The 20,902-nt window shown below is 59.9% G+C and carries 16 protein-coding genes and 2 pseudogenes; 8 read left to right on the forward strand and 10 right to left on the reverse strand.

What is annotated here, in order from left to right; genetic code table 11:
* Positions 1–83: 83 nt before the first annotated feature.
* From FHT28_RS22375 to FHT28_RS22390, 4 genes are all read right to left on the reverse strand, one after another.
* Positions 84–1,805 carry an ABC transporter ATP-binding protein gene (locus FHT28_RS22375; protein ID WP_168597402.1) on the reverse strand — a complete coding sequence of 574 codons (1,722 nt, stop codon included), beginning with the start codon at positions 1,803–1,805 and terminating at the stop codon, positions 84–86.
* A gap of 7 nt (positions 1,806–1,812) precedes the next feature.
* On the reverse strand, positions 1,813–2,934 hold the full coding sequence (locus tag FHT28_RS22380; protein ID WP_168597403.1) for an ABC transporter permease: 1,122 nt from the start codon (positions 2,932–2,934) through the stop codon (positions 1,813–1,815).
* Positions 2,935–2,943: 9 nt separating this feature from the next.
* Positions 2,944–3,930, reverse strand: a complete 987-nt coding sequence (locus FHT28_RS22385) for an ABC transporter permease (RefSeq protein ID WP_037193131.1) — start codon at positions 3,928–3,930, stop codon at positions 2,944–2,946.
* Between the two features lie 86 nt (positions 3,931–4,016).
* A complete protein-coding gene (locus FHT28_RS22390; RefSeq protein ID WP_168597404.1) occupies positions 4,017–5,960 on the reverse strand; it encodes an ABC transporter substrate-binding protein in 1,944 nt (647 codons plus the stop codon).
* A gap of 212 nt (positions 5,961–6,172) precedes the next feature.
* Here FHT28_RS22390 and FHT28_RS22395 point away from each other — a divergent pair, with 212 nt between their 5' ends.
* The 4 genes from FHT28_RS22395 to FHT28_RS22410 all read left to right on the forward strand — a co-directional run bounded on the left by FHT28_RS22395 (position 6,173) and on the right by FHT28_RS22410 (position 9,668).
* A complete protein-coding gene (locus tag FHT28_RS22395; RefSeq protein WP_037192138.1) occupies positions 6,173–6,886 on the forward strand; it encodes a FadR/GntR family transcriptional regulator in 714 nt (237 codons plus the stop codon).
* Between the two features lie 82 nt (positions 6,887–6,968).
* Positions 6,969–7,889 carry a dihydrodipicolinate synthase family protein gene (locus tag FHT28_RS22400; protein ID WP_168597405.1) on the forward strand — a complete coding sequence of 307 codons (921 nt, stop codon included), beginning with the start codon at positions 6,969–6,971 and terminating at the stop codon, positions 7,887–7,889.
* Between the two features lie 82 nt (positions 7,890–7,971).
* On the forward strand, positions 7,972–8,370 hold the full coding sequence (locus tag FHT28_RS22405; RefSeq protein WP_348645010.1) for an amidase family protein: 399 nt from the start codon (positions 7,972–7,974) through the stop codon (positions 8,368–8,370).
* Between the two features lie 164 nt (positions 8,371–8,534).
* Positions 8,535–9,668 carry an NAD(P)/FAD-dependent oxidoreductase gene (locus FHT28_RS22410; RefSeq protein WP_168597406.1) on the forward strand — a complete coding sequence of 378 codons (1,134 nt, stop codon included), beginning with the start codon at positions 8,535–8,537 and terminating at the stop codon, positions 9,666–9,668.
* Between the two features lie 307 nt (positions 9,669–9,975).
* Here the strand turns inward: FHT28_RS22410 and FHT28_RS22415 are convergent, their stop codons facing one another.
* Together FHT28_RS22415 and FHT28_RS22420 are read right to left on the reverse strand one after the other, a co-directional pair.
* Positions 9,976–10,593, reverse strand: coding sequence for a class GN sortase (locus FHT28_RS22415; protein ID WP_168597407.1), 618 nt, complete (start codon positions 10,591–10,593; stop codon positions 9,976–9,978).
* Positions 10,590–12,848 carry a marine proteobacterial sortase target protein gene (locus FHT28_RS22420; RefSeq protein ID WP_168597408.1) on the reverse strand — a complete coding sequence of 753 codons (2,259 nt, stop codon included), beginning with the start codon at positions 12,846–12,848 and terminating at the stop codon, positions 10,590–10,592. The genes FHT28_RS22415 and FHT28_RS22420 overlap by 4 nt, the downstream gene beginning before the upstream one ends.
* A gap of 169 nt (positions 12,849–13,017) precedes the next feature.
* Here FHT28_RS22420 and FHT28_RS22425 point away from each other — a divergent pair, with 169 nt between their 5' ends.
* The gene (locus tag FHT28_RS22425) at positions 13,018–13,785 is read left to right on the forward strand and encodes a helix-turn-helix transcriptional regulator (protein ID WP_047554878.1); all 768 of its coding nucleotides are present in this window, start codon (positions 13,018–13,020) and stop codon (positions 13,783–13,785) included.
* A gap of 110 nt (positions 13,786–13,895) precedes the next feature.
* Here the strand turns inward: FHT28_RS22425 and FHT28_RS36325 are convergent.
* Positions 13,896–14,102, reverse strand: a pseudogene (locus tag FHT28_RS36325) (type II toxin-antitoxin system VapC family toxin); the annotation flags it as partial.
* A gap of 896 nt (positions 14,103–14,998) precedes the next feature.
* On the opposite strand from FHT28_RS36325, the gene FHT28_RS22435 reads away from it, so the two are divergent.
* Together FHT28_RS22435 and FHT28_RS22440 are read left to right on the forward strand one after the other, a co-directional pair.
* Positions 14,999–16,324, forward strand: a complete 1,326-nt coding sequence (locus FHT28_RS22435; RefSeq protein ID WP_246704924.1) for a bifunctional diguanylate cyclase/phosphodiesterase — start codon at positions 14,999–15,001, stop codon at positions 16,322–16,324.
* A 57-nt stretch (positions 16,325–16,381) separates the two neighbouring features.
* Entirely contained in the window at positions 16,382–17,788 is a 1,407-nt protein-coding gene (locus FHT28_RS22440; protein WP_168597427.1) for an LLM class flavin-dependent oxidoreductase, read from the forward strand.
* Positions 17,789–17,905: 117 nt separating this feature from the next.
* On the opposite strand, the gene FHT28_RS22445 is transcribed toward FHT28_RS22440, so the two are convergent.
* Positions 17,906–18,265, reverse strand: a complete 360-nt coding sequence (locus FHT28_RS22445; protein WP_037200491.1) for a chemotaxis protein CheW — start codon at positions 18,263–18,265, stop codon at positions 17,906–17,908.
* A gap of 250 nt (positions 18,266–18,515) precedes the next feature.
* On the opposite strand from FHT28_RS22445, the pseudogene FHT28_RS36880 reads away from it, so the two are divergent.
* A pseudogene (locus tag FHT28_RS36880) lies at positions 18,516–18,844 on the forward strand (LysR substrate-binding domain-containing protein); the annotation flags it as partial.
* Positions 18,845–18,948: 104 nt separating this feature from the next.
* Here FHT28_RS36880 and gabD read toward each other — a convergent pair.
* Positions 18,949–20,409 carry an NADP-dependent succinate-semialdehyde dehydrogenase gene (gene gabD / locus FHT28_RS22455; RefSeq protein WP_168597410.1) on the reverse strand — a complete coding sequence of 487 codons (1,461 nt, stop codon included), beginning with the start codon at positions 20,407–20,409 and terminating at the stop codon, positions 18,949–18,951.
* A gap of 119 nt (positions 20,410–20,528) precedes the next feature.
* Positions 20,529–20,864: a hypothetical protein gene (locus FHT28_RS22460; RefSeq protein ID WP_168597411.1), complete on the reverse strand. Its 336-nt coding sequence runs from the start codon at positions 20,862–20,864 to the stop codon at positions 20,529–20,531.
* Positions 20,865–20,902 lie beyond the last annotated feature (38 nt).

Consider the following 20,902-nt stretch of genomic DNA (forward strand, 5'->3'; position numbering starts at 1 on the left):
ATCGATGCTTATGGATGCGGCGTGGGACGTGCCGCAGGTTTGGAAATCGTCGCCGTGGCGATCCGGTGCCCGACTGATCATCATCACGCCAAGCTTCCATTTTTCAGGACTTCCGGCTCGACATAGCGGAAGCGTCCTGAGCGATCCCGATCGCGCGGATCGGGGCGGGGGATGGCCGATATCAGTGCCTGGGTGTAGGCGTGTTCCGGGGCGTTGCAGACCTTCTCGGCATCGCCGACCTCAACAAGGCGGCCTTTGTACATCACCCCGACGCGGTCGCACATGTAACGGATGACGCCGATATCGTGGCTGATGAAGATATAGGCGAGGCCGAGCTCATCCTGCAGCCGCATCAGCAGATCGAGCACCTGCGAACGGACGGAGACATCGAGCGCCGACGTCGCCTCGTCGGCGACGATGATGCGGGGGTTGAGCGTAATTGCGCGGGCGATACCGATGCGCTGGCGCTGCCCGCCGGAGAAGGCATGCGGATAGCGCTCGCGCGTCTTCGGGTCGAGACCGACCTGCTCCATCAGGTGGCAGACCCGCTCATCGAGCGCCCGGCCGCGGGCAATGCCGTTGACGAGCAGCGGTTCGCCGATGATCTGCGCGACTGTCATGCGCGGATTGAGCGAGCCGAACGGGTCCTGGAAGACCATGCGCAATTCGCGTCGCGCCGCCGCAAGCGCGGATCCCCTGGCCGTTGCCAGATCGATGACCTCGCCATCCGTACGACGATAGAGGATTTCTCCGGCGCTGGGGTCGATGAGGCGCATGATCGAGCGCCCCATCGTCGTCTTGCCGGAACCGCTCTCGCCAACGATCCCGAGCGTTTCGCGCGGCAGAAGCGATATCGAGACGTCGTTCAGGGCGCGGACTTCGCCGAAGGCCATCGATACGTTGCGCAGTTCGAGAATGGGGGCGACGGTCCGGTCGAGCGGTGGCCGCGCCAGCCGGATTTCGGCCTTCTCCTCGAGCTTCAAGACGGAGCCGATCAGCATGCGCGTATAGTCGTCCTTCGGCGCATGGAAAATCTGTTCGACCGGGCCGTACTCCTTGACGAGGCCATTATGCATGACGAGCACATCGTCGGCGATCTGGGCAACGACGCCCATGTCATGGGTGATGAACAGCACGGCCATGCCATAGGCTTTTTGCAGGCGGGCGATCAGGTCGAGGATCTCGGCCTGGGTCGTCACGTCGAGCGCAGTCGTGGGCTCGTCGGCGATCAGAAGCTGCGGCTTGCAGGCGAGCGCCATGGCGATCATCGCGCGCTGGCGCATGCCGCCGGAATATTGGAAGGCATAGCGGTCGATGGCCTTTTCCGGTGCCGGAATTTCCACCTGTTTCAGCAGCGAGATCGCCTCGGCGCGGGCCTCCTTCTTGCTCATTCTCGTATGCAGGCGAAGCGCTTCCATGATCTGGTCGCCGACCGTGTGGACCGGCGAGAGCGAGGCCATCGGCTCCTGGAAGATCATGGCGATGTCGCGCCCGCGGATTGCCCTGATCTCGCGGCCGCGCGGATTGAGCTTGACGAGATCGATGGAGGTGCCGTTCGCGGTATTCAGGATGATCGAGCCGCTGCTGATGCGCCCCGGAGCATCGACGATCTGCAGGATCGAGCGTGCGGTTACCGACTTGCCGGAGCCGCTTTCGCCGACGACGCACAGTGTCTTGCCCGGTTCAATGGTGAAGGAGAGGTTGTCGACCGCGCGAAAGGTGCCTGTTCGCAAAGGGAAGTCGACGGTCAGGTTCCTGACCTGCAGCAGCGGGCGGGTGGTGGCCATGGAAACGATATCGGTCATACCCGCCTCATTTGTTGTAGGGATCGGCCGCGTCGCGCAGGCCATCGCCAAGAAGGTTCAGCGCCATGACGGCGACGACGACGGCGACGCCGGGCAGGAACAGCCATGGCGCCGTGGCAATCGAGCGGATGTTCTGCGCCTCACGCAGCAACACGCCCCAGGAAATGGTCGGCGGCTGCAGGCCAAGCCCCAGGAAGGAGAGGGATGTTTCGGCGAGGATCATCGCCGGCACGGCAAGCGTGATGGAGGCGATGATATGGCTGGCGAAGCTCGGCAGCATGTGGCGGAAGATGATGCGTCCTTCGCTCGCGCCGTCCAGTCTGGCGGCTGCCACGAATTCCTCGGTGCGCAGCGACAGGAAACGGCCACGCACGACGCGGGCAAGCTGCGCCCAGCCCGTCAGCGACAGAATGATGGTGATCATCATATATTGAAGTGCGGCCGGCCAGCCCTGCGGCAGTGCGGCAGCCATGGCGAGCCAGATCGGGATCGTCGGCAGCGACAGCACGAAGTCGATCAGGCGCTGGATGAAGAAATCGAGCTTTCCGCCGTAATAACCTGAGATGCCGCCGAGAACGATGCCGAGCAGCAGGGAGAAAAACACACCGACAAGGCCGATCGACAGCGAAATCTGCGCGCCCTGTATCGTGCGGCTGAAGACGTCACGCCCGAGCCGGTCTGCTCCGAACAGCAGCAGAGGCGTCGATTTGTCGGAGGATGCGAGCAGATGAATGTTTGTCGTAAAGAGGCCCAGCACCGAATAGTCGTAGCCGCGTCCGAACAGGCTGATGGAGACCCGCTTGGTCGTATCCTCCTTGAAGATCGCCGCCAGCGTTTCCGGATCGCGGGTAAGCTTCAGCGGATAGTAATGCAGGCCGAGGGAGACGCCGTTGTCGGTGTCGATGAAATGCACCCTCTGCGGCGGATGGAAGGTTGCCCGCGCATTCTGCAGAGTGGGATCGTTGATGGCGAAAAACCCTGGCACGAGGGCGACGATGTACATCAGTACTGTGACGATGAGAGCGACCATGGCAAGCCGGTGGCGGCGGAATGCCCACCAGATCAGCTGCCATTGCGATGCCACCGCAGCACGATCAGGGCGGAGGTTTGTGACGGCGATGTCGGCCATGGGCTGCTCCTACTCCAACCGTATGCGGGGATCGACGAGGGCAAGCAGGATGTCGCTGATCAGCGACCCGACCAGCGTCAACGCGCAGATCAACAGCACGAAGGCGCCGGCGAGGTACATGTCCTGTGCCATCAGGGCCTGTAGCAGCAGCGGTGCTGCCGTCGGCAGGTTAAGGACGATTGCGACGACGACGGACCCCGAGATGAGATTGGGCAGCAGCCAGGCGATCGTCGAGATGAATGGGTTGAGCGCGATGCGCAGGGGATATTTCACCAGAAGCCTGAACTCCGACAGGCCCTTCGCCCGCGCCGTCGTCACATAGGGCTTCGGCAGCTCGTCAAGCATATTGGCGCGCATGACGCGGATGAGGCTTGCCGTCGAGGAGACGGCGAGAATGATGACGGGCAGCCAGAGATGCGACAGCAGGTCCAGCATCTTGGCGATGCTCCAGGGCGCGGTCTCGTATTCGGAGGAAAACAGGCCGCCCACATCCTGGCCGAACTCCACCGCGGCGACATACATCAGCACCAGCGCCAGCAGGAAAGACGGGATGGCAAGGCCGAGAAAGGTGAAGGCGGTGAAGAGGTAATCGCCGATCGAGTATTTCTTGACGGCGGAATAGACGCCGATCGGTAGCGCGATTGCCCAGGTGGCGATCAGGGCGGCGAGCGCCAGTATGAGCGTCAGCGCCATGCGCTCCCAGATGAGGCCGGAGACCGGTTGCTGCCATTCGAACGAAATACCGAAATCGCCGCGCGAAAGAATGCCCCACATCCATTTCAGATATTGGATGAGCATCGGCTGATCGAGACCGAAGCGTTCGCGCAGCTGGGCTGCCGTGTTCTGGTCGACGACCTCGTTCGAAGAGGCGAGGGTGGCGATGTAGGTCGTCACATAATCGCCGGGCGGCAGCTGGATCAGCACGAAGGCGAGGAAGCTGATGGCGAACAGGGATGGGATCATCCACAAAAGGCGTTTTCCGATGAAGACGAGCATAGCAATCTCTCGCATTGAGCGCGGTCGCAGGCAGCGCCGCACGAAGGAAAGCGCCGCCCACGGAAGGCGGCGCTTGATCAGTCCGATCAGCTGGTGAAGAAGAACTGCTGCGGCATGGCAGGTCCCGGATTGGGCCATGACCAGCTGTCCGGCTGCTTTTCCGGGACGTTGCGCAGATTGTTGCGGATGATGCCGAAGCCGCCGACGGCCAGGCAAAGCCCAACGGTTTCGAATTCATCTGCCGCGATGTCGAAGATCTGCTTCATGACGGCGCCGCGCTTATTGAGATCAGCCGTCGAGCGCGCTTCGTCGAAGAGCTTCATGCGCTTCTTCTGGCTTTCCGGCGGTTCTTCGCCCTGCTTGCCGTTCGACGTGTACCAGACCGACCAAGGAATGGCGTAGCGCGAGCCTTGCGGATGGAAGGCGAAGAAATCGCGCGGATCGAGCATCGGGTCGAGACCACCGGGTCCTGGCCAGACCTGGGCGTCATGGGCATTGTCGTCGCCGCGCGTGTAATAGAGAGCCCGCTCGATCGTATTGACCTTCATGTCTACGCCGATCTGCGCCCAATGCGCCTTGACGAGCTCCAGCGCGTCGACAAGGTCGGGATAGAGGGTCGGAATGACGTCGACGGCAAAGAAGATCTTCTGGCCGTCGGGCCGCAGGCGAAAGCCGTTCGCATCCTTCTTGCCATAGCCGGCCTGATCCAGCATGGCGCCGGCCTTGTCGGGATCGTAGTCGGTGAATTGACGCGCCAGCTTTTCATTGTACCAGGGATGCTCAGGCCGGGGGCCGGCCTGATAGCCCTGGCTCTGGCCGAAATAGACGATGTCGATTATCTCCTGCCGATTGATGCCGAGCGAGAGCGCCTGCCGGACCGATTTGTCGGCAAACATCTTGCGCATGGCCGGATCTTTGTGGGTGATGTTGAAGTAGATCTGGCACTGCTGCGAGGTCGAAGGAATAAGTGTCATAAGGCGATAGTCGCCTTTTTTCATGTTTTGTGAGAGTGTCGGCTTGTTCGCGAGCACACTGATATGACGCTCCTGAATATCGATCTTGCCGGAGATGACGTTCAGCATCAGCGATTCCACATCCTGTGAGATGCCGAAGTTGATCTCATCGACATAGGGAAGCTGGTTGCCTGATGTATCGACCTGCCAGAAGTACGGGTTGCGGGTCATGACGACGCGTGTGGCGCCGCCGGTATAGGGTTCCTTGACGACCCAGGGATCGAGCGTCGGCTTGTCCGGATTGCCCCAGCGCGACGGGATCTCGATATCGCCGCAGCGGGCGCGGAAAAGTTCGGGCCAGCTGTTGGAACCTGCCTTCTTGGCGTCGTCAGCGACGTTCGGATTGTATTTCGGCAGGAACTGGCTGCAATAGTGCTTGGGAAACAGTGTCGGATGCTGGCCAAGCGGGGTCGCCAGGTTTTCCAGATAGAGCGCATTTGGCGCCGCAAAGGTGAATTTCACCGTATAATCATCGATCTTCGTGACATCAACGGCCTTGCCGGCGACGGAGAGTTGTGCCGGCGTCGCGCTGTAAAGATCTGTGTTCTTGACGCAATCCTCGATGGCGAACACGACGTCGTCGGCGGTAAACGGATGGCCGTCCGACCAGCGGACACCCTGGATCAGGTGGAAGGTGAACTGCGAGGCGTCGGCATTGACGTCCCAGCGTTCGGCAAGGTTGGGCAGGACTTCGGTGAAATCGAGGTTCCAGCGCACCAGGCTCTGGTTGCCCACCATGCGCAGAATGCCGTTATGATCAGACGAGCCCCTGAGGCCGCGCCGCAGCGTGCCACCATAGGTTCCCACCTTTTCGTAAGGGGTGACGACCATGGGCTTTTTCGGCAGCCGGTCGGCGAGTGGCGGCAGTTTGCTTGCCTTGACCAGATCAGCCAGTGCCGGAGCTTCACCGCCATCGGCGGCGCTGACGCGGCCAGCTAAAGACAAGGCTGCCATACCCGCCATGCCTCCAAGAACAGCACGCCTGCTCACACCGCGAGACAATATCTTATCGCGCATCGAATCCCTCCCGTTGAACGCCGGCCCGACTTTGTCTGAACCGGCGCGACAAGCTCCCAACCCGTCGCAATGCACCGTCCTGGCGCAGCGGCACGACCATAAGTTCGTTCTCAGATAATTACAAGAGTTGACAGATATTTACAGATTATATAGCCCTAACGCGCAGGAAGTGCGCTATTGCTTGCCATCCGGCAACATCAAGAAGGACGATAATGACACTCTCGGTCGCCAACGATTCCAGCGCGGGCCCGACCCGTTTTGGCGACATCATCTACGAGAGGATCGTCGCCATGATCGCCGATGGCAAATTTCCGGTGAACGAGCGCTTGCCGTCCGAGGCCAAGCTTGCCGAAACCTTCGGCGCGTCAAGGCCCGTGGTGCGCGATGCGCTGGAGCGTCTGCGTGCCGACGGCCTGATTGTCTCTCGTAAGGGATCAGGTTCCTACGTTCGACAACGACCGGATTCGTCGGTGTTGAACATGGTGCCTGTAGGGTCGCTCGCGGATGTCCAGCGCTTCTTCGAGTTCCGGGCAGGGCTTGAAGCGGAGGCAGCCGAGCTTGCCGCGCGCAATTGGCAGCCTGCCGATAAAGAGCGCATCACAGCGGCGCTCCAGAAGCTTGAGCAATGTCTTGGTGAAGGCAGGCTTGGTGCCGAGGAGGATCAGGGGCTGCACGATGCCATTGCGATCGCGACCGGCAATCAGTTTCACATTACCGTTCGCGAATGGTTCAAACCGCATTTCGCCATCGGGCACTCTGTGACGCGCAGTCTGAGCCTCAAGCGCACGCCGGAGCAGATCCGCAGCGTGCAGGACGAGCATGCGGTGATCGTGCAGGCAATTTTCGCACGGCAGGAGGCCGAGGCCCATGACGCCATGAAGAGGCATATTTTGAATGCACGCGCCCGTATGTTCCAGGGCGTTTGATGGGATGTTGGAAGCGAGGAAGGTGGGCGGTTGATGCCCCCTTAGCGCTTCGATTGACGATGAAGAGGTAAAGGGTAGGACCATGAGTATTGCAATCATGCGCCAGGCGCTGACCGGTGTGTCCGGAGTCCCCGTGACGGCCTATGACGGAAACGGCGAGGTGGAGCCACGCGTGACCGCTAAGGTCTATGATCGGGTTGCCGTCGCCGGCATTCACAATATCGTCGCGGCTGGAAATACCGGCGAGTTCTATGCGCTGACGCCGGAAGAGATCCGCCGCGTCCACGAAGCTGCCATATCGGGCGTCGACAGCAAGGCGCCGGTGACGGCGGCGATCGGCCGCTCCCTGCACGAGGCGATCCGCATGGCCAAGGACGCGGCCGCGATCGGCGCCACCGCCGTCATGTCTCATCAGCCGGTGGACCCTTTCGCCGCCCCTGCTTCGCAGATCGACTATTTTCGCAACCTGGCGGAAGCCTCGCCGCTGCCGCTGGTCGCCTATGTCCGGGCCGACGGCTTCAGCGTCGACGACATGGTTCGCCTGGCCGGTCACGGCAACATCGTCGGCATCAAATTCGCCACGACGGATCTGATGCTGCTTTCAAGGGCGATTGCAGCTTCCGATCCGAACGGCGCGCTCTTCGTTTGCGGCCTCGCCGAAAGCTGGGCGCCGAGCTTTACGGCGGCGGGAGCGCGCGGCTTCACCTCCGGCCTCGTCAACGTCGCGCCGCGACTGTCGCTTGCCGTTCATGCGGCTTTGGCCAAAGGCGATTTCGCCGGTGCGCGCGCGATCGTCAACAAGCTCGAGCCCTTCGAGCGCATGCGCACGAAGTTCCGCAACGGCGCCAACGTCACGGTCGTCAAGGAGGCGGTCACCTATTCCGGCCTTGATGTCGGCCCAGTCCGCGTTCCGGGATTGCCGCGCCTCGACCAAAAGGATCGCGAGGAGTTGTTCGCGCTGCTTCGCGGTTGGCAGGAGACGGGCGATGCATTTACCCTCTAGTGCTTCGGGTTCCGCCGTTCATATGTTTGCGGTGCGCTGCATCAAAATCCGATTGCTCGTTCGATGATGCGCCGATCCTCGAATAGGTGCAAACGCGTCAAGGGATTGGCCCTGCGCTGACTACGCGTCTTTTGACCGGGACTACAAGCGAGTGGAACTGCTCCGCACCTCGATGTGGCGGGATATGGCAAAGCTTTTCGAAAGCTACGACGCGCTGTTGTGTCCGACCTGCTCGATCACCGCTCCACCATTGAACGAATGCGACGACGACTATGTCGCGACATTGCCGGACGGCAGCTTCGCGGGCCTTGATATGACCTGTCTATTCAACCTGCTGCCCCAGCTTCCCGCTCTATCGCTGCCTGCCGGACGCGCGTCCAACGGCTTGCCGGTCGGGCTTCAAATCGTCGGCCGGCGCTTTGCGGACGAACAAGTCTTGTCTTTGGGCGCAGCAATGGAATCCTCTCTGTCACCGCCATGATCATTGGCGTCGTGTCCAGCCGCGATAGCTGATGCCTTGGACCTTGCCGGCGATCCGCACCGGGAGAGCACATTGCGCGGCGGTCATGGGAACCCCTGTCTGGTACTCAGACGATGATGTAGCCTCTGATGATGAGTGCGAGGACTTATACGGAGGAACTGTGCATGGCTATCGAGGAGACAATCATCATCGGTGCAGGCCCGGCGGGGCTGGCGTGTGCCTCGGCACTTCGCGCAAAGAGCTGTCCTTCGGTCGTCCTTGAAGCCGCTGACACGCTCGCAGCTTCGTGGCGAAGGCACTACGATCGGCTCCATCTACATACGGAAAAAAGGCACTCGGCACTTCCGGGAAGGCCGATGCCGGCGGGTTTTCCAAAGTATCCGTCACGACTGCAGATCATCGACTACCTCGAGGACTACGCGCGTGCGAATGACCTTCACGTAATTGCTGGCAAGATGGTCACATGCGTTCGCAAGAAAGCGAATTGGATCGTCGAGACCGCGGACGGCGATGTACTCGAAGCGAGAACCGTCATAATCGCTACCGGACTGTCAAACTCGCCGGTCCGACCACACTGGACTGGTCAGGACACGTTCAAGGGGAATATCATCCACTCTTGTGAATACCGGAATGCGTTTGACCTCAACGCAGGTCGAATACTGGTGGTCGGCTTTGGAAACTCGGCGGGAGAGATCGCGCTCGAATGCGCCGAAGCGGGTCTTGAGGTCGCCATGTCGGTTCGCGGTCCGGTCAATATCGTTCCGAGGGAAATGTTCGGCGTGTCGACCGCGACAATCGCCATCGCTCAACAACACCTGCCGTATAGATTGGTCGATGCAGTCAATGCGCCTCTTCTGCATTTGCGCTACCGCGATATCGAGGGAATGGGGCTCACGCGCTCCAAGCAGGGACCTCTGACCACGATGATAGAGCGAGGCCGAACGCCCTTGATCGACATCGGTACGATTGCAAAGATGAGAGATGGCCGGATAAAGGTGTTCCCCAGCATCGAAATATCGGACGGTTCGAGCGTGCTCTTCACGAACGGCCAATCTGCAGAATTCGATGCGATTGTGCAGGCGACGGGCTACACGCCGTCTCTCGACACGCTACTGCCCGAGCTGGCTGAACGACTTCCAGATGGCGGCAGACCGGCAAGGAGCGAGCTTCACCCGGCAAAGGATGGCTTGTATTTCTGTGGCTTCAATGCCGCCACAACCGGCCTCCTGCGCCAGATAGGTATCGAGGCGCGGCTAATCGCGAACTCGATCGCCGAGACAAAGTCCGCGAGCATTTGATTGCGACATACGGCGTCGCCTCGACCCCTGCACGGCCTTTCTCTAGTCGACAGACGTCTCGTCTTTCGCGGATATCCTATGGCAATTCGCAGAAGGATGGCGCCACATTATAGTGCTCGGCCGTGGCACACACGTTGAAAGCAAACCGATGCGAACTGCCACCGGCGAGTTATGAAACGGCCTCGGTGATCTTCAATGTATTTCCGTAGTGGTCTTCAGCACCGAAAATGTCTCGCCTTTTCGCTCTTCTCCTTCTCTCGCTCGCCAACGTGGTCTTCCTCAGCGCGATAAATTGGCACGTTCTTCGTCACGGCGCGGCAGTATGGTCAAGATCGGCATAAACCAGATAGCGTAGTGGACCCGATGTCATGGCATCGAAGGGAAAGCACGTCGCGAGAACGAGATGAACGCCGCGCGCGTTCGGGTCGATCTCAGCTTCATCCCAAAGCGCAACGGCCATGCGGGTGACGCGGAACGTGAAAACCTGACCGTCACTGCGCGTGATGCGGATGCGATCGTTCTCCCTTATGCTTTTCAGGAAGGCGAAATGCGTGTCACGATGTGCGGCGTAGACCGCCGTGCCCTCCTCGCCCGCCTCCGGCGTATTGTCGAGATGGCCGGGACCGAAGGCCAGCGCCTGGCCGCTTGCACCCTTGAGCGCTATCGCGGAAGCTCCAAGCCGTGGAACTTCGATACGGGCCACGGGCCAGGTGTCGGCCCAGCTCCAGGGTTTGACCGGCGAACCTGACGTGAGGGTTTGCGCAAAGGCGCGCTCCAGCAGGATCTGCGCAACACCCGCCTTGGCATATATCCATCCTCCCTGGGCCGCGAGGAACAGACCTGTCGCGATGAGGATGCATGCTGCGAAGGCGGAGAGGGAGCACGCTGGCGCGCTCCCCAAGGCTTGGCGAGTACCGGTGTTCATGCTTTGCTCCTTCGTGACGCGCAGGCCAGAAGCGAAGCGCCGAGCAACAGAGCAAACAACCCTTGAAGAATGAGAAGCGTCGCGGGCGTTGCGGTCTGTGGCAGCGGAACATTCGCCGAAGCCGGTGCCGAGATCGCCTCGATGTCCGCATCGCCGTCGAGGCTGCGTGGCTTGTCGGCGGCCTGATGGCGCTTGGTGTCCACGTTCGCATCGCGGGTAGTCCCGATGCCGAGAAGCGTCTTGTAATCCCAGCCGGCGGGAAGCTGCAATGGAATGTCGGCCTCAGCCAGCGGTGCGTTTGTCGGGCGCAGACGCTTGGTATCGACCGCAACAAGGCTGGTCAGGCGCGTGACCAGGTGATGCTCCAGGGCCAGCTGAAGGATGCGCTTGTCGGCGTCTGCCTGCGTGATCTTGCCAAGGGTCAGATTGACCTCCGCATCATCGATCTGGCGACGTGCCCAGATCTTGGAGATGCCCTTGGCACTGCTTGCCTGATCAAGCGGCAGCGAAAGTGTCCACGGACGATCGCCAACCATCCCGCTGATGGTCAAAGTGCCCTCTGCCTTCCCCACACGGGCAGCCAAGACAAGCGGTTCACCGTGATAGATGTCGGGAAGGAGGCTCGGCGACAGGCTGACATTCTTTTCCGGAAAGACCGCGGCTATATCGGTGACGGCAGGGTTCTCCAGCTTGTCAAAGAGTGCGCGCATGCGTTCGTTCACCTCGGCCACTGATCCGATGTGGGTGAAGCTGCCGCGACCAAGTTCAGCGGCACGGCTCATCAGATAGGTGTTGGGCGCGGAGCCGATGCCGACCATGAAAATGCGCGAGCGTCCGCGCGATGCAGCGATCGCATCGAGAAGCTGCTGCTCATTGTTGACCTCGCCATCGGTGAGGAAAACGACCTGACGCAATCCGCCCGCCTGATGGCTGTCATCGAGCGCGGCATGGAGCGGCGGCAACATTTCCGTTCCGCCGGCAGCCTCCAGGCCGGTAACGAAGCGGCGTGCCGCGGCGACATTGTCAGCCGTCGCCATGACCGAATCCGGGAAGAACTTGGTCATCGTATTGTCGAAACGAATGACGTTGAAACGATCATTCGTTTCGAGCCGGGACAGAGCGTAGTCGAGGCTCGCCCTTGCCTGCTCGATGGAGGTACCGCCCATGGAGCCGGAATTGTCGATGACGAAGACCACTTCTCGGCCGGCCTTTTGCGGTGTCGTCACTGCCGGCGGCGTCACATAGGCGAGCACGTAATCATCCTTGCCGACATGCTCGCGAAACAGGCCGACGCTCGGCACATTACTCGCGATGGCGTTCCATTCGAGCACGAAGTCGCGGTCGGCCGTCGTGTCACCGTCAAGAACGATCCGCCGCGCAGTATCGTTCAGCCTATCGATCTTGACCGTGTGGTAGAGGCTTTTGACTTCGTCAACCGGAAAACCGGCATTGAGGTTGATCTTCAGCGTGACAGAATTGGTGCGGTTGCTGCCCGGTGCCATCAACGGGGCAGAGACGGACGTATCGCCGGAGTTGCGCGATGGGCTGTTTTCCGTCCGTCCCCAGCCGGCTTTCAGGTCAGCATGCTGTGTGATGGCGGAGGCATCCTGCGGGGAATAACGCGGCGCAACGACCAGCGGAACCCGCAGGGAAAAGCGGCCATCCGTCAGGCGCACCGCCTGTTGATATTCGATCTGGACGACGACCTTTTCATGCGGACCTATGTTTGCGACCGTGTTGGTGAACACGTTCGGTCGCTGCTGCTCCACGAGAGCCGCCTTCTTGCCCTGCCTGCGGGCTTGCTCGTAGACGGCGCGCGCCGCCTGCTTTTCCTTGATGTCGGCGACAACAACCCGATTGCCGACGATCATCTTGAGGGAATAAACGGCGCTATCTTCCGGAAGCGGGAAGACATAGAGGGCTTCGACCCACTTGTCGCTCGGGTTTTCGAAAGCCTGCGTCAGAACCGCCCGCGCAGTCGGACCATTGACGTCGATGTCGACATCGGTCGCAAGCCGCGGCGCCTCGACATACTGCCCGGCTTGCGTCGCCTGAAGGAGAAGGCTGCCTGCACCCACCTCGTTCGGCGTGACGAATGCTGCCGGCTGAGCATGTGACTCTAAGGGGTGCAGCAGCGCGAAGATGACCGCAAGCACCGGCAGCAGGATCGCATGGCTGAACCATAATAGCTGGCCGAATCTTGTGAGGACAGTCTCCCGGTGTCGGCGAGATGAAATGCTTAGCGAGGCTGACATGACAGGCTCCTTATTCGCTGTGGAATGACAGAAGCCATTGTGAATAAAGGCTATTTTCTTGCCAGCGTAAGCTTTGCCCTGTTTCGTCCGCATCTTGCCGTAAACGGTATTGTCGGTGGCGGGTATGTGTGGAATTGTGAAGAAAATTACGCAATCAGGAAATGAACGAATGGTCCAGGGCGACCCGTATTTGTCGGACAGTCAAAATAGTGCCGTGGCGGCGCGAGTTCGCGAAGAAATTGCGCGACGGCGCATTTCCAGGCAGCGCCTGGCCAACGATGCACGCATCAGTCTTTCGACATTGGAGAAGGCTCTTTCCGGACATCGCCCTTTCACGCTTGCGACCATCATTCGCCTGGAGCAAGCGATGGGCGTTGTTTTGCGCGAGTCGGCAGGAGCGCAGCCGGTATCGGGCAACGAGAAGTCCGGGCATGCCCCGGAAGAGCTTGGTGCCTATTCGCGTGCTTCGGTTTCATGGCTCGAGGGGGTCTATCTCACGCTTCGGCCATCCTTCGGGGATCAGAATGCTATTTTTGCCTATTGCACCGAGATCGCCTGGAATAGCGAAAGCACGCGCCTGAGTTTCAGGGAGCGCGAGCGCAGCGACGCCTCATTTTCACAGCAGGGCTCGGTATCGGTTCCGCATCTATCGGGGCATATCTATCTCGTCACGAATTCGTCCGGGCAGTATCGTATGGCGATATTGTCCCGCCCCAGCATCACCGGCGAGATGTTCGGTCTCCTGACGACGTTGCGCGCCGGGCAGGGCTCCCACCTCACTCCTGTCTCAACGCCACTGGCCCTGTTGCCGATATCGACCTTTGAGAAACCGTCCTATGGTCGCGTTTCGACCAGCGACCAAAATCACGCGGTCTATTCTTCCATTCTAAGCAAGGCTATCGCTGAGAAGTATGCGGGATTTGTTGCGCTAGCCTGAATCCCCGTATTTCGCGCATGAAAATAGAGAACCGCGGAGCCGGCAAGCGTTCGATGGGCGTCGCAACCGTGATGTGCTCCGATGGCAGGATGCCTGCGGTTGTTTTCTGTTGCCGCTCGAATGTCTGTTTCGGAAAAATCATTGCCCTTGAACGGCAAGGGCTCGCTGGTCAGCTTGGCTAGGGCTATGGTCGGCAGAGACCGCCACGATCTCGGCGTTGAGCCGATGGAGCCAAAGATCCAGCTCACTTCCCCCTGCTCTCCGAGTCGGCTTTCAAGCACCATTGACGCTTCAAAGACGGTCGCCGCCGAGATCAGTTCTCGCGCACGGGTGCAGAGTCGCCGGGTTGGGCAGGGAGGCATCCAATAAAAAGCAAAAGCGGTCCAGTTTAGGGAAATAACTGGGCCGCCTTCTGCTGGACTGGAGGTTAATCAAATTCAGCACGCTAATAGTAAGCTTAGCTTAGCAAATGTCAACGGAGATAAAACAGCGGGATGTATCCGCGCATCGAGCATTGGACTCTATTGATCATCGAGGGTCCTGCCCGGCAGTGCCGGATCCGTTGCTGCTGCTTGCATTGCCGAACATTTGGGCGTCTAGATCTCTCCTGTACCTTGTCGCACGAACGCTGAGAAACGAACGGATAGGTAGAATACTAACCTCTCGATCTACAGCGGCTTAAGGCTTTGGCTGTATAGGATTGTGTGGAGGAACGCCCCCGATGCTCGTCAAGCTGCAGAACCAAATACTTGAGATGATTGCTTCCGGTCGGCGACTCGATACCACGCTTGACCGTCTGTGCCGCCTGATCGAAGAGCAGGTTCCTGGTATCGCTTGTTCGGTCTTGCTCGTGGAGGACGGTGTGGTTCGTCCGCTCGCCGGTCCGAAGCTTCCGGCGGCCTATACGCGCGCCCTCGACGGTGTCGAAATCGGCCCAAATGTAGGCTCCTGTGGAACAGCCGCATATCTTGGGCGACCAGTGGCGGTCCATGACGTTTTCCTGGATGAAAAGTGGGAGGCGTTCAGGGATTTGATCGAACCGCTCGGCTATAGAGCGTGCTGGTCGAGCCCGATAAAGAAGAGTGATGGAGCCGTTGTTGGCACCTTTGCCTTTTATTATGAGGAGGCACGCGGCCCATCCAAGATGGAAGAGAAGCTCGTTGAAGCCTCGGTTCATCTCTGTGCCATTGCCATAGAACGTCATACTCGAGCGATGGAGCGGCATCGGCTTGCCTACCACGATGTTTTGACCGGCCTGCCGAACAGAGCGGCCTTCGATCGCCATGCGAGCCAGATCACCCGAGACGGGCTGGGCCTCATACTGCTTGATCTCGATAATCTGAAATTTACGAACGACACCTTTGGCCATCGCGCCGGCGACGATTTGATCAAGGAAGTGGCAGTAAGATTGCGAGGCGTTGCCCACCGTCTGTTCCGCGTCGGAGGCGATGAGTTCGCAATTATATGCCGGGCCCGTAACGCCAACGACCTGAGGCAGGTAGCTGAAGCATGCCTCCAGGTTCTCAAGGCGCCGGCATGCTGCGGCGGGCACACCGTGCTGCCGCTCGCGACCGCCGGCGGAGCCTTGTGCCAGGCAGGCATGAGAATGGATGTTACGCGACATCAAGCGGACATTGCACTTTATCATGCCAAGGACGTCGCGAAGGGACTGTTTCAGATCTTCGACGATACGGTTGCAACGGCAATCACCGCCCGCTTTGACGCGATCCGTGATGTTACGCTCGCTCTCGCAGAGAACAGAATCGTACCGTTTTATCAGCCTGTCGTGGACCTAGAGACCGGGACGTTTGTCGGCGCAGAGGCGCTCTGTCGCATCAGACGGCCTGACGGAAGCCACGCATCAGCCGCCGAATTCTTTGAGGCGATGCATGACGCTCATATCGCCTCGGAAATCACGAGTCGCATGCTTGATCAGATGGTGTCCGATCTCGTCGGCTGGCGCAGGGGAGGCATTGACATCGGCCACATTGCCATCAACGTAACCGCGGCCGATTTTCAGGCAGGCGTTCTCAAGGAACGACTATTGCGTTTCGCTGATCGGGCCGGGCTTGAGCCGCAAAAAGTAATCGTCGAAGTGACGGAGACCGTCTATCTCGAACAAAGGGCGGAATCTATTCGCAACGCCATCATCGATCTGAGGGCGATAGGCTTCAAGATTGCTCTCGACGACTTCGGGACGGGATATGCGGCGCTTTCACACCTGTTGAAGGTCAAGGTTGACATCATCAAGATCGACCGATCATTCACCAAGCTAATGCAGAGTGACAACGGTGCTGCTGCAATCGTCGAAGGAATGGTCGGCATCGCACGACGTATGGATATCGATGTGATCGCAGAAGGCGTCGAGACATCTGTGGACGCTGCGCTGTTGAAAGAGATGGGATGCAAGCTGGCGCAAGGATATCTTTATTCGAAAGCCGTTGATGCCAAAACTTATGCAACGCTCTCCTTACCGGCAAACTCGGGCAATTGGCGCCAGCCAACAAGACATAAAGCGAGCCGCTCCTCAAGACGCTAGCGATTGCCGAGAAGAGACCCGCGCCATGCGGCGATCCAGATCGGAATGACGGACAATATGGTGACCAAGAAGAAACAGATCCTGCTCAACGCCTTCAACATGAACTGCGTTGGTCATATCAATCACGGATTATGGGCTCACCCACGGGATCACTCCGATCACTATAAGACATTGAATTACTGGACCTCGCTCGCCACGACTTTGGAGCGCGGCCTCTTCGACGGCATATTCCTCGCCGACATACTCGGCGTATATGACGTCTATCAGAGCTCGGTCGATCTGACATTGCGCGAGTCCATCCAGTTGCCGGTCAACGATCCATTGTTGCTCGTTTCCGCGATGGCGGCGGTGACGCAACATCTCGGTTTCGGCGTTACCGTCAATGCCAGCGCCGATGCGCCCTATATCTTTGCCAGACGCATTTCGACGCTCGATCACCTGACGAATGGGCGCATAGGCTGGAATATCGTTACCGGCTATCTCGATAGCGCAGCGCGGGGACTGGGTCTGGACGCGCAAGTCGAGCATGACAGCCGCTATGATCGCGCCGATGACTATCTCACCGTCCTCTACAAGCTCTGGGAGGGCAGCTGGGAGGACGATGCGGTTCTGGCGGATAAGCAGAAGCGTGTCTATGCCGACCCGACAAAGGTCCATCCGATAGACCATCAAGGGCAATTCTATCGCTCACAAGGCTATCACCTCGCCGAGCCGTCGGTGCAGCGCACCCCGGTTCTCTATCAGGCCGGTACCTCCGGTCGCGGTCGGCAGTTTGCCGCCCGTCATGCCGAATGCATCTTCATCACCGCGACCGACAAGAATGCGGCACGCGCAACCGCCCGCACATTGCGCGAAGCGGTCGCCGCTGCCGGACGAAAGCCTGACGACGTGAAGATATTTCTCGGCATGACCGTCATAACCGACCATTCTGCCGCCGCGGCGCAGGAAAAACATGCCGAGTATCTGCGCTACGCCAATCCGGAGGCGGGTCTTGCACATTTTTCGGCGAGCACGGGCATCGATTTCTCGCGCTACGATCTTGATGAGACCATCGCCTACGGAGCGTCCAACGCCAGCCAGTCGGCTACGCAAATCGCGCAGCAGCGCGGCTGGACGAAGCGGCAGCTGCTGCAAGAGCTCGCCATCGGTGGTCGCTATCCGGTTGTTGTCGGCGATGCCGCAACGGTCGCCGACGAGCTCTCGGCATGGATCGACGAGGGCGAAATCGATGGCTTCAATCTTACCCGCACCGTAGTGCCGGAAAGCTTCGAGGATTTCATCGATATCGTCGTGCCGGCCCTGCAGGATCGCGGTATCTACAAGACAGCCTATGCGGAAGGCGCGCTTCGGCGAAAACTCTTTAGCGAAGGCGACCGGTTACCGGATCGGCATATAGGCGCGTCCTATCGCCGCCCCAGAGGAACACGCCAGGAAGGGTCTGCCCCGAAGCCAGACCCTTCCTGATTGCCAGAGCTCCCGATTGATGGTGCCTGGCGCTAGCCAAGCTCATCTCCGCTCAAGTCGCGGCTATCCGATGCCCACCGCTCGGCCGCCTTCTCGTCGGTAGTTGCCGAGGCGGCCTCACGCCGCCTCTTGCACGCGGTGGAAAATGTCGAGGTGCGAAAGACGGATGGTGTCGTCGACGGCCGAAATGCTTCCGATATATTCGTCAACCACAAACGCAACATATCCTTCCTTCATTTTCACGATGACGATCTGACAACTGTTCGAGGGCTCCCGGCCCAGCATGACCGCCAAGTCATAGACCGGTACCAATTCGCCGCGATATGAGGAGTGACCGAAGGCACGGCGCTTATCGTGGGTTTTGCCGAGCGGTCGCCAATTGTCCGCGCGAGCGACAATGGTTCCGTCAACGAACATATACAGAGTGTCGTGCACGCGCACGGCTGTGGCTGCGCGAAAATAGCCTGATAGAGGCATGGAAAACACCTGGACCTCTTTTGAGATTATCCGGTCAAAAGTGCAGCCGACTGAGGCAACCCTGCTTAAGGGCGCCTAGGCACAATCATGATGCCGCCGAACTTGTATCGGCCAGACACGCTCAAAATAGAACGCCCGCATTGATTAGTGTTTTATAATTTACATAAAAGTTTAACGACTGATTGCCTTTTCGGAAACGACCCGGACGCCTCGTCCCAGAAAGGGACCAAATCCTTCGGATCGACGATGCGTCCAGCTCGTTCTCACCGATAGATCAGAGCTGTCGGCGGGTCGCGAGTTCGGCGTCATGTCGTCAGCGACATGGCGCCTCGCCGACCTTTTCACCAAGAACGCTTTTCTTCTCAATGGGCTGGGTTGGGGGGCATGCCGCTGCATACCGTTCAGCGCGATATCGCCGAAGGCCGTTTGGCGGAGCTGTCGATCGAGGACGTGCCGCAGGGCGGTCTCAACTTGCCGATGTCTGCCGTCTATCCGACATCCGCACCGCCAGGTCCTGCCGGCCGCTGGCTCGTCGAGCGGCTCAAGCAGTGCCCGAGTAAAATGGCGAGCCTGCCCTAAAAGGACCGAGCCCGGTTCGTTGTGAAAAAGCATCCAAAAGTGCCACGATCCCGGCGGTTGGAAGCTGTTTCGAGCCGTATTGCGGGCGAAGATCAGTCTTAGATTCAGGCGATGCCGCCGAGGCAGACATATTTGATTTCGATGAATTCCTCGATGCCGTAGCGGGAGCCCTCGCGGCCAAGGCCGGAGAGCTTGACGCCGCCGAAGGGGGCCTCGGCAGTCGAGATCAGCCCGGTGTTGACGCCGACCATGCCGTATTCCAGTGCCTCGGCGACCCGGAAGACGCGGGCAAGGTCCTTGGCGTAGAAATAGGAGGCGAGACCGAACTCGGTATCGTTGGCCTGGGTGATCACATCGGCCTCGTCCTTGAAGCGGAAGAGGGGAGCGACCGGCCCGAAGGTTTCTTCCTTCGCGATGGCCATGGCCGGCGTGACGTCGGCAAGTACGGTCGCCTCATAGAAGCGTCCGCCGAGCGGATGACGATGGCCGCCGGCAACGATGCGACCGCCCTTGGCGAGCGCATCGGCGACATGCTCCTCGACCTTGGTGAGAGCCGCCTCGTCGATCAGCGGGCCGAGATTGATGCCCTCGTCGAAACCGTTGCCGGTCTTCAGCGTGGCGACGGCCTTCGAGAGCTTGTCGGCAAAGGCGTCGTAGACGACGTCCTGAACATAGAGGCGGTTGGCGCAAACGCAGGTCTGGCCATTGTTGCGGAACTTGGCAATCAGCGCGCCTTCGACGGCGGCATCGAGATCGGCGTCGTCAAAGACAATGAAAGGCGCGTTGCCGCCCAACTCCAGCCCGAGTTTCTTGATGGTCGGCGCGCTCTGCTTGTAGAGCTCGGCACCGACTTCGGTCGAGCCGGTGAAGGTCAGTTTGCGCACGACGGGGCTTGAAGTCATCTCCGCGCCGATGGCACGCGCCGAACCCGTGAGCACGCTGAAGAGGCCCTTCGGCAGGCCGGCACGCTCGGCAAGGATGGCGATGGCGATCGCCGAGAACGGCGTCTGCGAGGCCGGCTTCAGCACCATGGCGCAGCCGGCGGCAAAGGCCGGACCGGCCTTGCGGGTGATCATGGCGTTCGGGAAGTTCCAGGGTGTGATGGCGGCAACGACGCCGATCGGCTGCTTCATGACAAGAATGCGCTTGTCCTTCTGGTGGCCGGGAATGATATCGCCATAGACGCGGCGCGCCTCTTCGGCAAACCACTCGATGAAGCTTGCCCCATAGGCGATCTCGCCCTTGGCCTCGGCGAGCGGCTTGCCTTGTTCGGCTGTCAGGATGCGTCCGAGATCATCCTGGTTTTCCATCATCAGCTCGAACCAGCGGCGCAGGATGCCGGAGCGTTCCTTGGCGGTACGGCCTGCCCATTCCTTCTGGGCGATCTCGGCCACGGCAATCGCCTTCTTGGTCTCGTTGGCGCCCAGATTGGGAACGAGCCCGATGATCTCGCCGGTGGCCGGATTGTCGACCTTGATCGCATTGGAGGGATCGGCTTCGATCCACTCGCCGCCGACCAAGGCAGCCTGCCGGAACAATGATGAGTCATTGAGATGAGAGAGCATTCTTCCTCCTCTGGGCGCTCCAGTTCCATGGAGCCTATTATGAACCGGGCGGCGGCAATCTGTTTGCCAGAGCCTTGCCGGACTTCATCAAATGCAGTGCTTGCCAAGTTTTGCCGACTTTACGCAGCTCTCTCAAGATGTCGAGCGGCACGTTGCCGGATGTCCTTGGCGTCCTGTTCATACTGGGCATATAGATGGGTTGTCGGCGCCATCAAGCTGTATTCGTCGCAGATGTCGTGACGCGTCAGCTTCGCCGGCATGCCTTCACTGGTGATCACCTCGGCAACCGCGTCTCCACGCCCGCCCCGCACATTCGCAGCAGGGATGCAAAGTGCACGACCCAGTGATGGATCCGAATGATCGACGCCGATGCAGCGCTCGGCCATCATGTCCTTCAGGTCGCGCACGCACAACAACATCACAGGATTCTTGCCAGCCCGACGCTGGAGGTTCATTCTCGATGCAGACGTAGGCCTGCCAGAAGCGCCGAGGA

This window comes from Rhizobium sp. SG570 (genome assembly GCF_012275345.1).
Taxonomy (GTDB): domain Bacteria; phylum Pseudomonadota; class Alphaproteobacteria; order Rhizobiales; family Rhizobiaceae; genus Rhizobium; species Rhizobium lusitanum.

Bases quoted from the DNA above. Each gene is read 5' to 3' on its own strand.
- FHT28_RS22410 (WP_168597406.1), top strand. From the start codon at position 8,535: ATGGCTATCGAGGAGACAATCATCATCGGTGCAGGCCCGGCGGGGCTG.
- FHT28_RS22460 (WP_168597411.1), bottom strand. From the start codon at position 20,864: ATGAACCTCCAGCGTCGGGCTGGCAAGAATCCTGTGATGTTGTTGTGC.
- gabD (WP_168597410.1), bottom strand. From the start codon at position 20,409: ATGCTCTCTCATCTCAATGACTCATCATTGTTCCGGCAGGCTGCCTTG.
- FHT28_RS22440 (WP_168597427.1), top strand. From the start codon at position 16,382: ATGGTGACCAAGAAGAAACAGATCCTGCTCAACGCCTTCAACATGAAC.
- FHT28_RS22445 (WP_037200491.1), bottom strand. From the start codon at position 18,265: ATGCCTCTATCAGGCTATTTTCGCGCAGCCACAGCCGTGCGCGTGCAC.
- FHT28_RS22420 (WP_168597408.1), bottom strand. From the start codon at position 12,848: ATGTCAGCCTCGCTAAGCATTTCATCTCGCCGACACCGGGAGACTGTC.
- FHT28_RS22375 (WP_168597402.1), bottom strand. From the start codon at position 1,805: ATGACCGATATCGTTTCCATGGCCACCACCCGCCCGCTGCTGCAGGTC.
- FHT28_RS22380 (WP_168597403.1), bottom strand. From the start codon at position 2,934: ATGGCCGACATCGCCGTCACAAACCTCCGCCCTGATCGTGCTGCGGTG.
- FHT28_RS22400 (WP_168597405.1), top strand. From the start codon at position 6,969: ATGAGTATTGCAATCATGCGCCAGGCGCTGACCGGTGTGTCCGGAGTC.
- FHT28_RS22425 (WP_047554878.1), top strand. From the start codon at position 13,018: ATGGTCCAGGGCGACCCGTATTTGTCGGACAGTCAAAATAGTGCCGTG.
- FHT28_RS22395 (WP_037192138.1), top strand. From the start codon at position 6,173: ATGACACTCTCGGTCGCCAACGATTCCAGCGCGGGCCCGACCCGTTTT.
- FHT28_RS22435 (WP_246704924.1), top strand. From the start codon at position 14,999: ATGGAGCGGCATCGGCTTGCCTACCACGATGTTTTGACCGGCCTGCCG.
- FHT28_RS22385 (WP_037193131.1), bottom strand. From the start codon at position 3,930: ATGCTCGTCTTCATCGGAAAACGCCTTTTGTGGATGATCCCATCCCTG.
- FHT28_RS22390 (WP_168597404.1), bottom strand. From the start codon at position 5,960: ATGCGCGATAAGATATTGTCTCGCGGTGTGAGCAGGCGTGCTGTTCTT.
- FHT28_RS22415 (WP_168597407.1), bottom strand. From the start codon at position 10,593: ATGAACACCGGTACTCGCCAAGCCTTGGGGAGCGCGCCAGCGTGCTCC.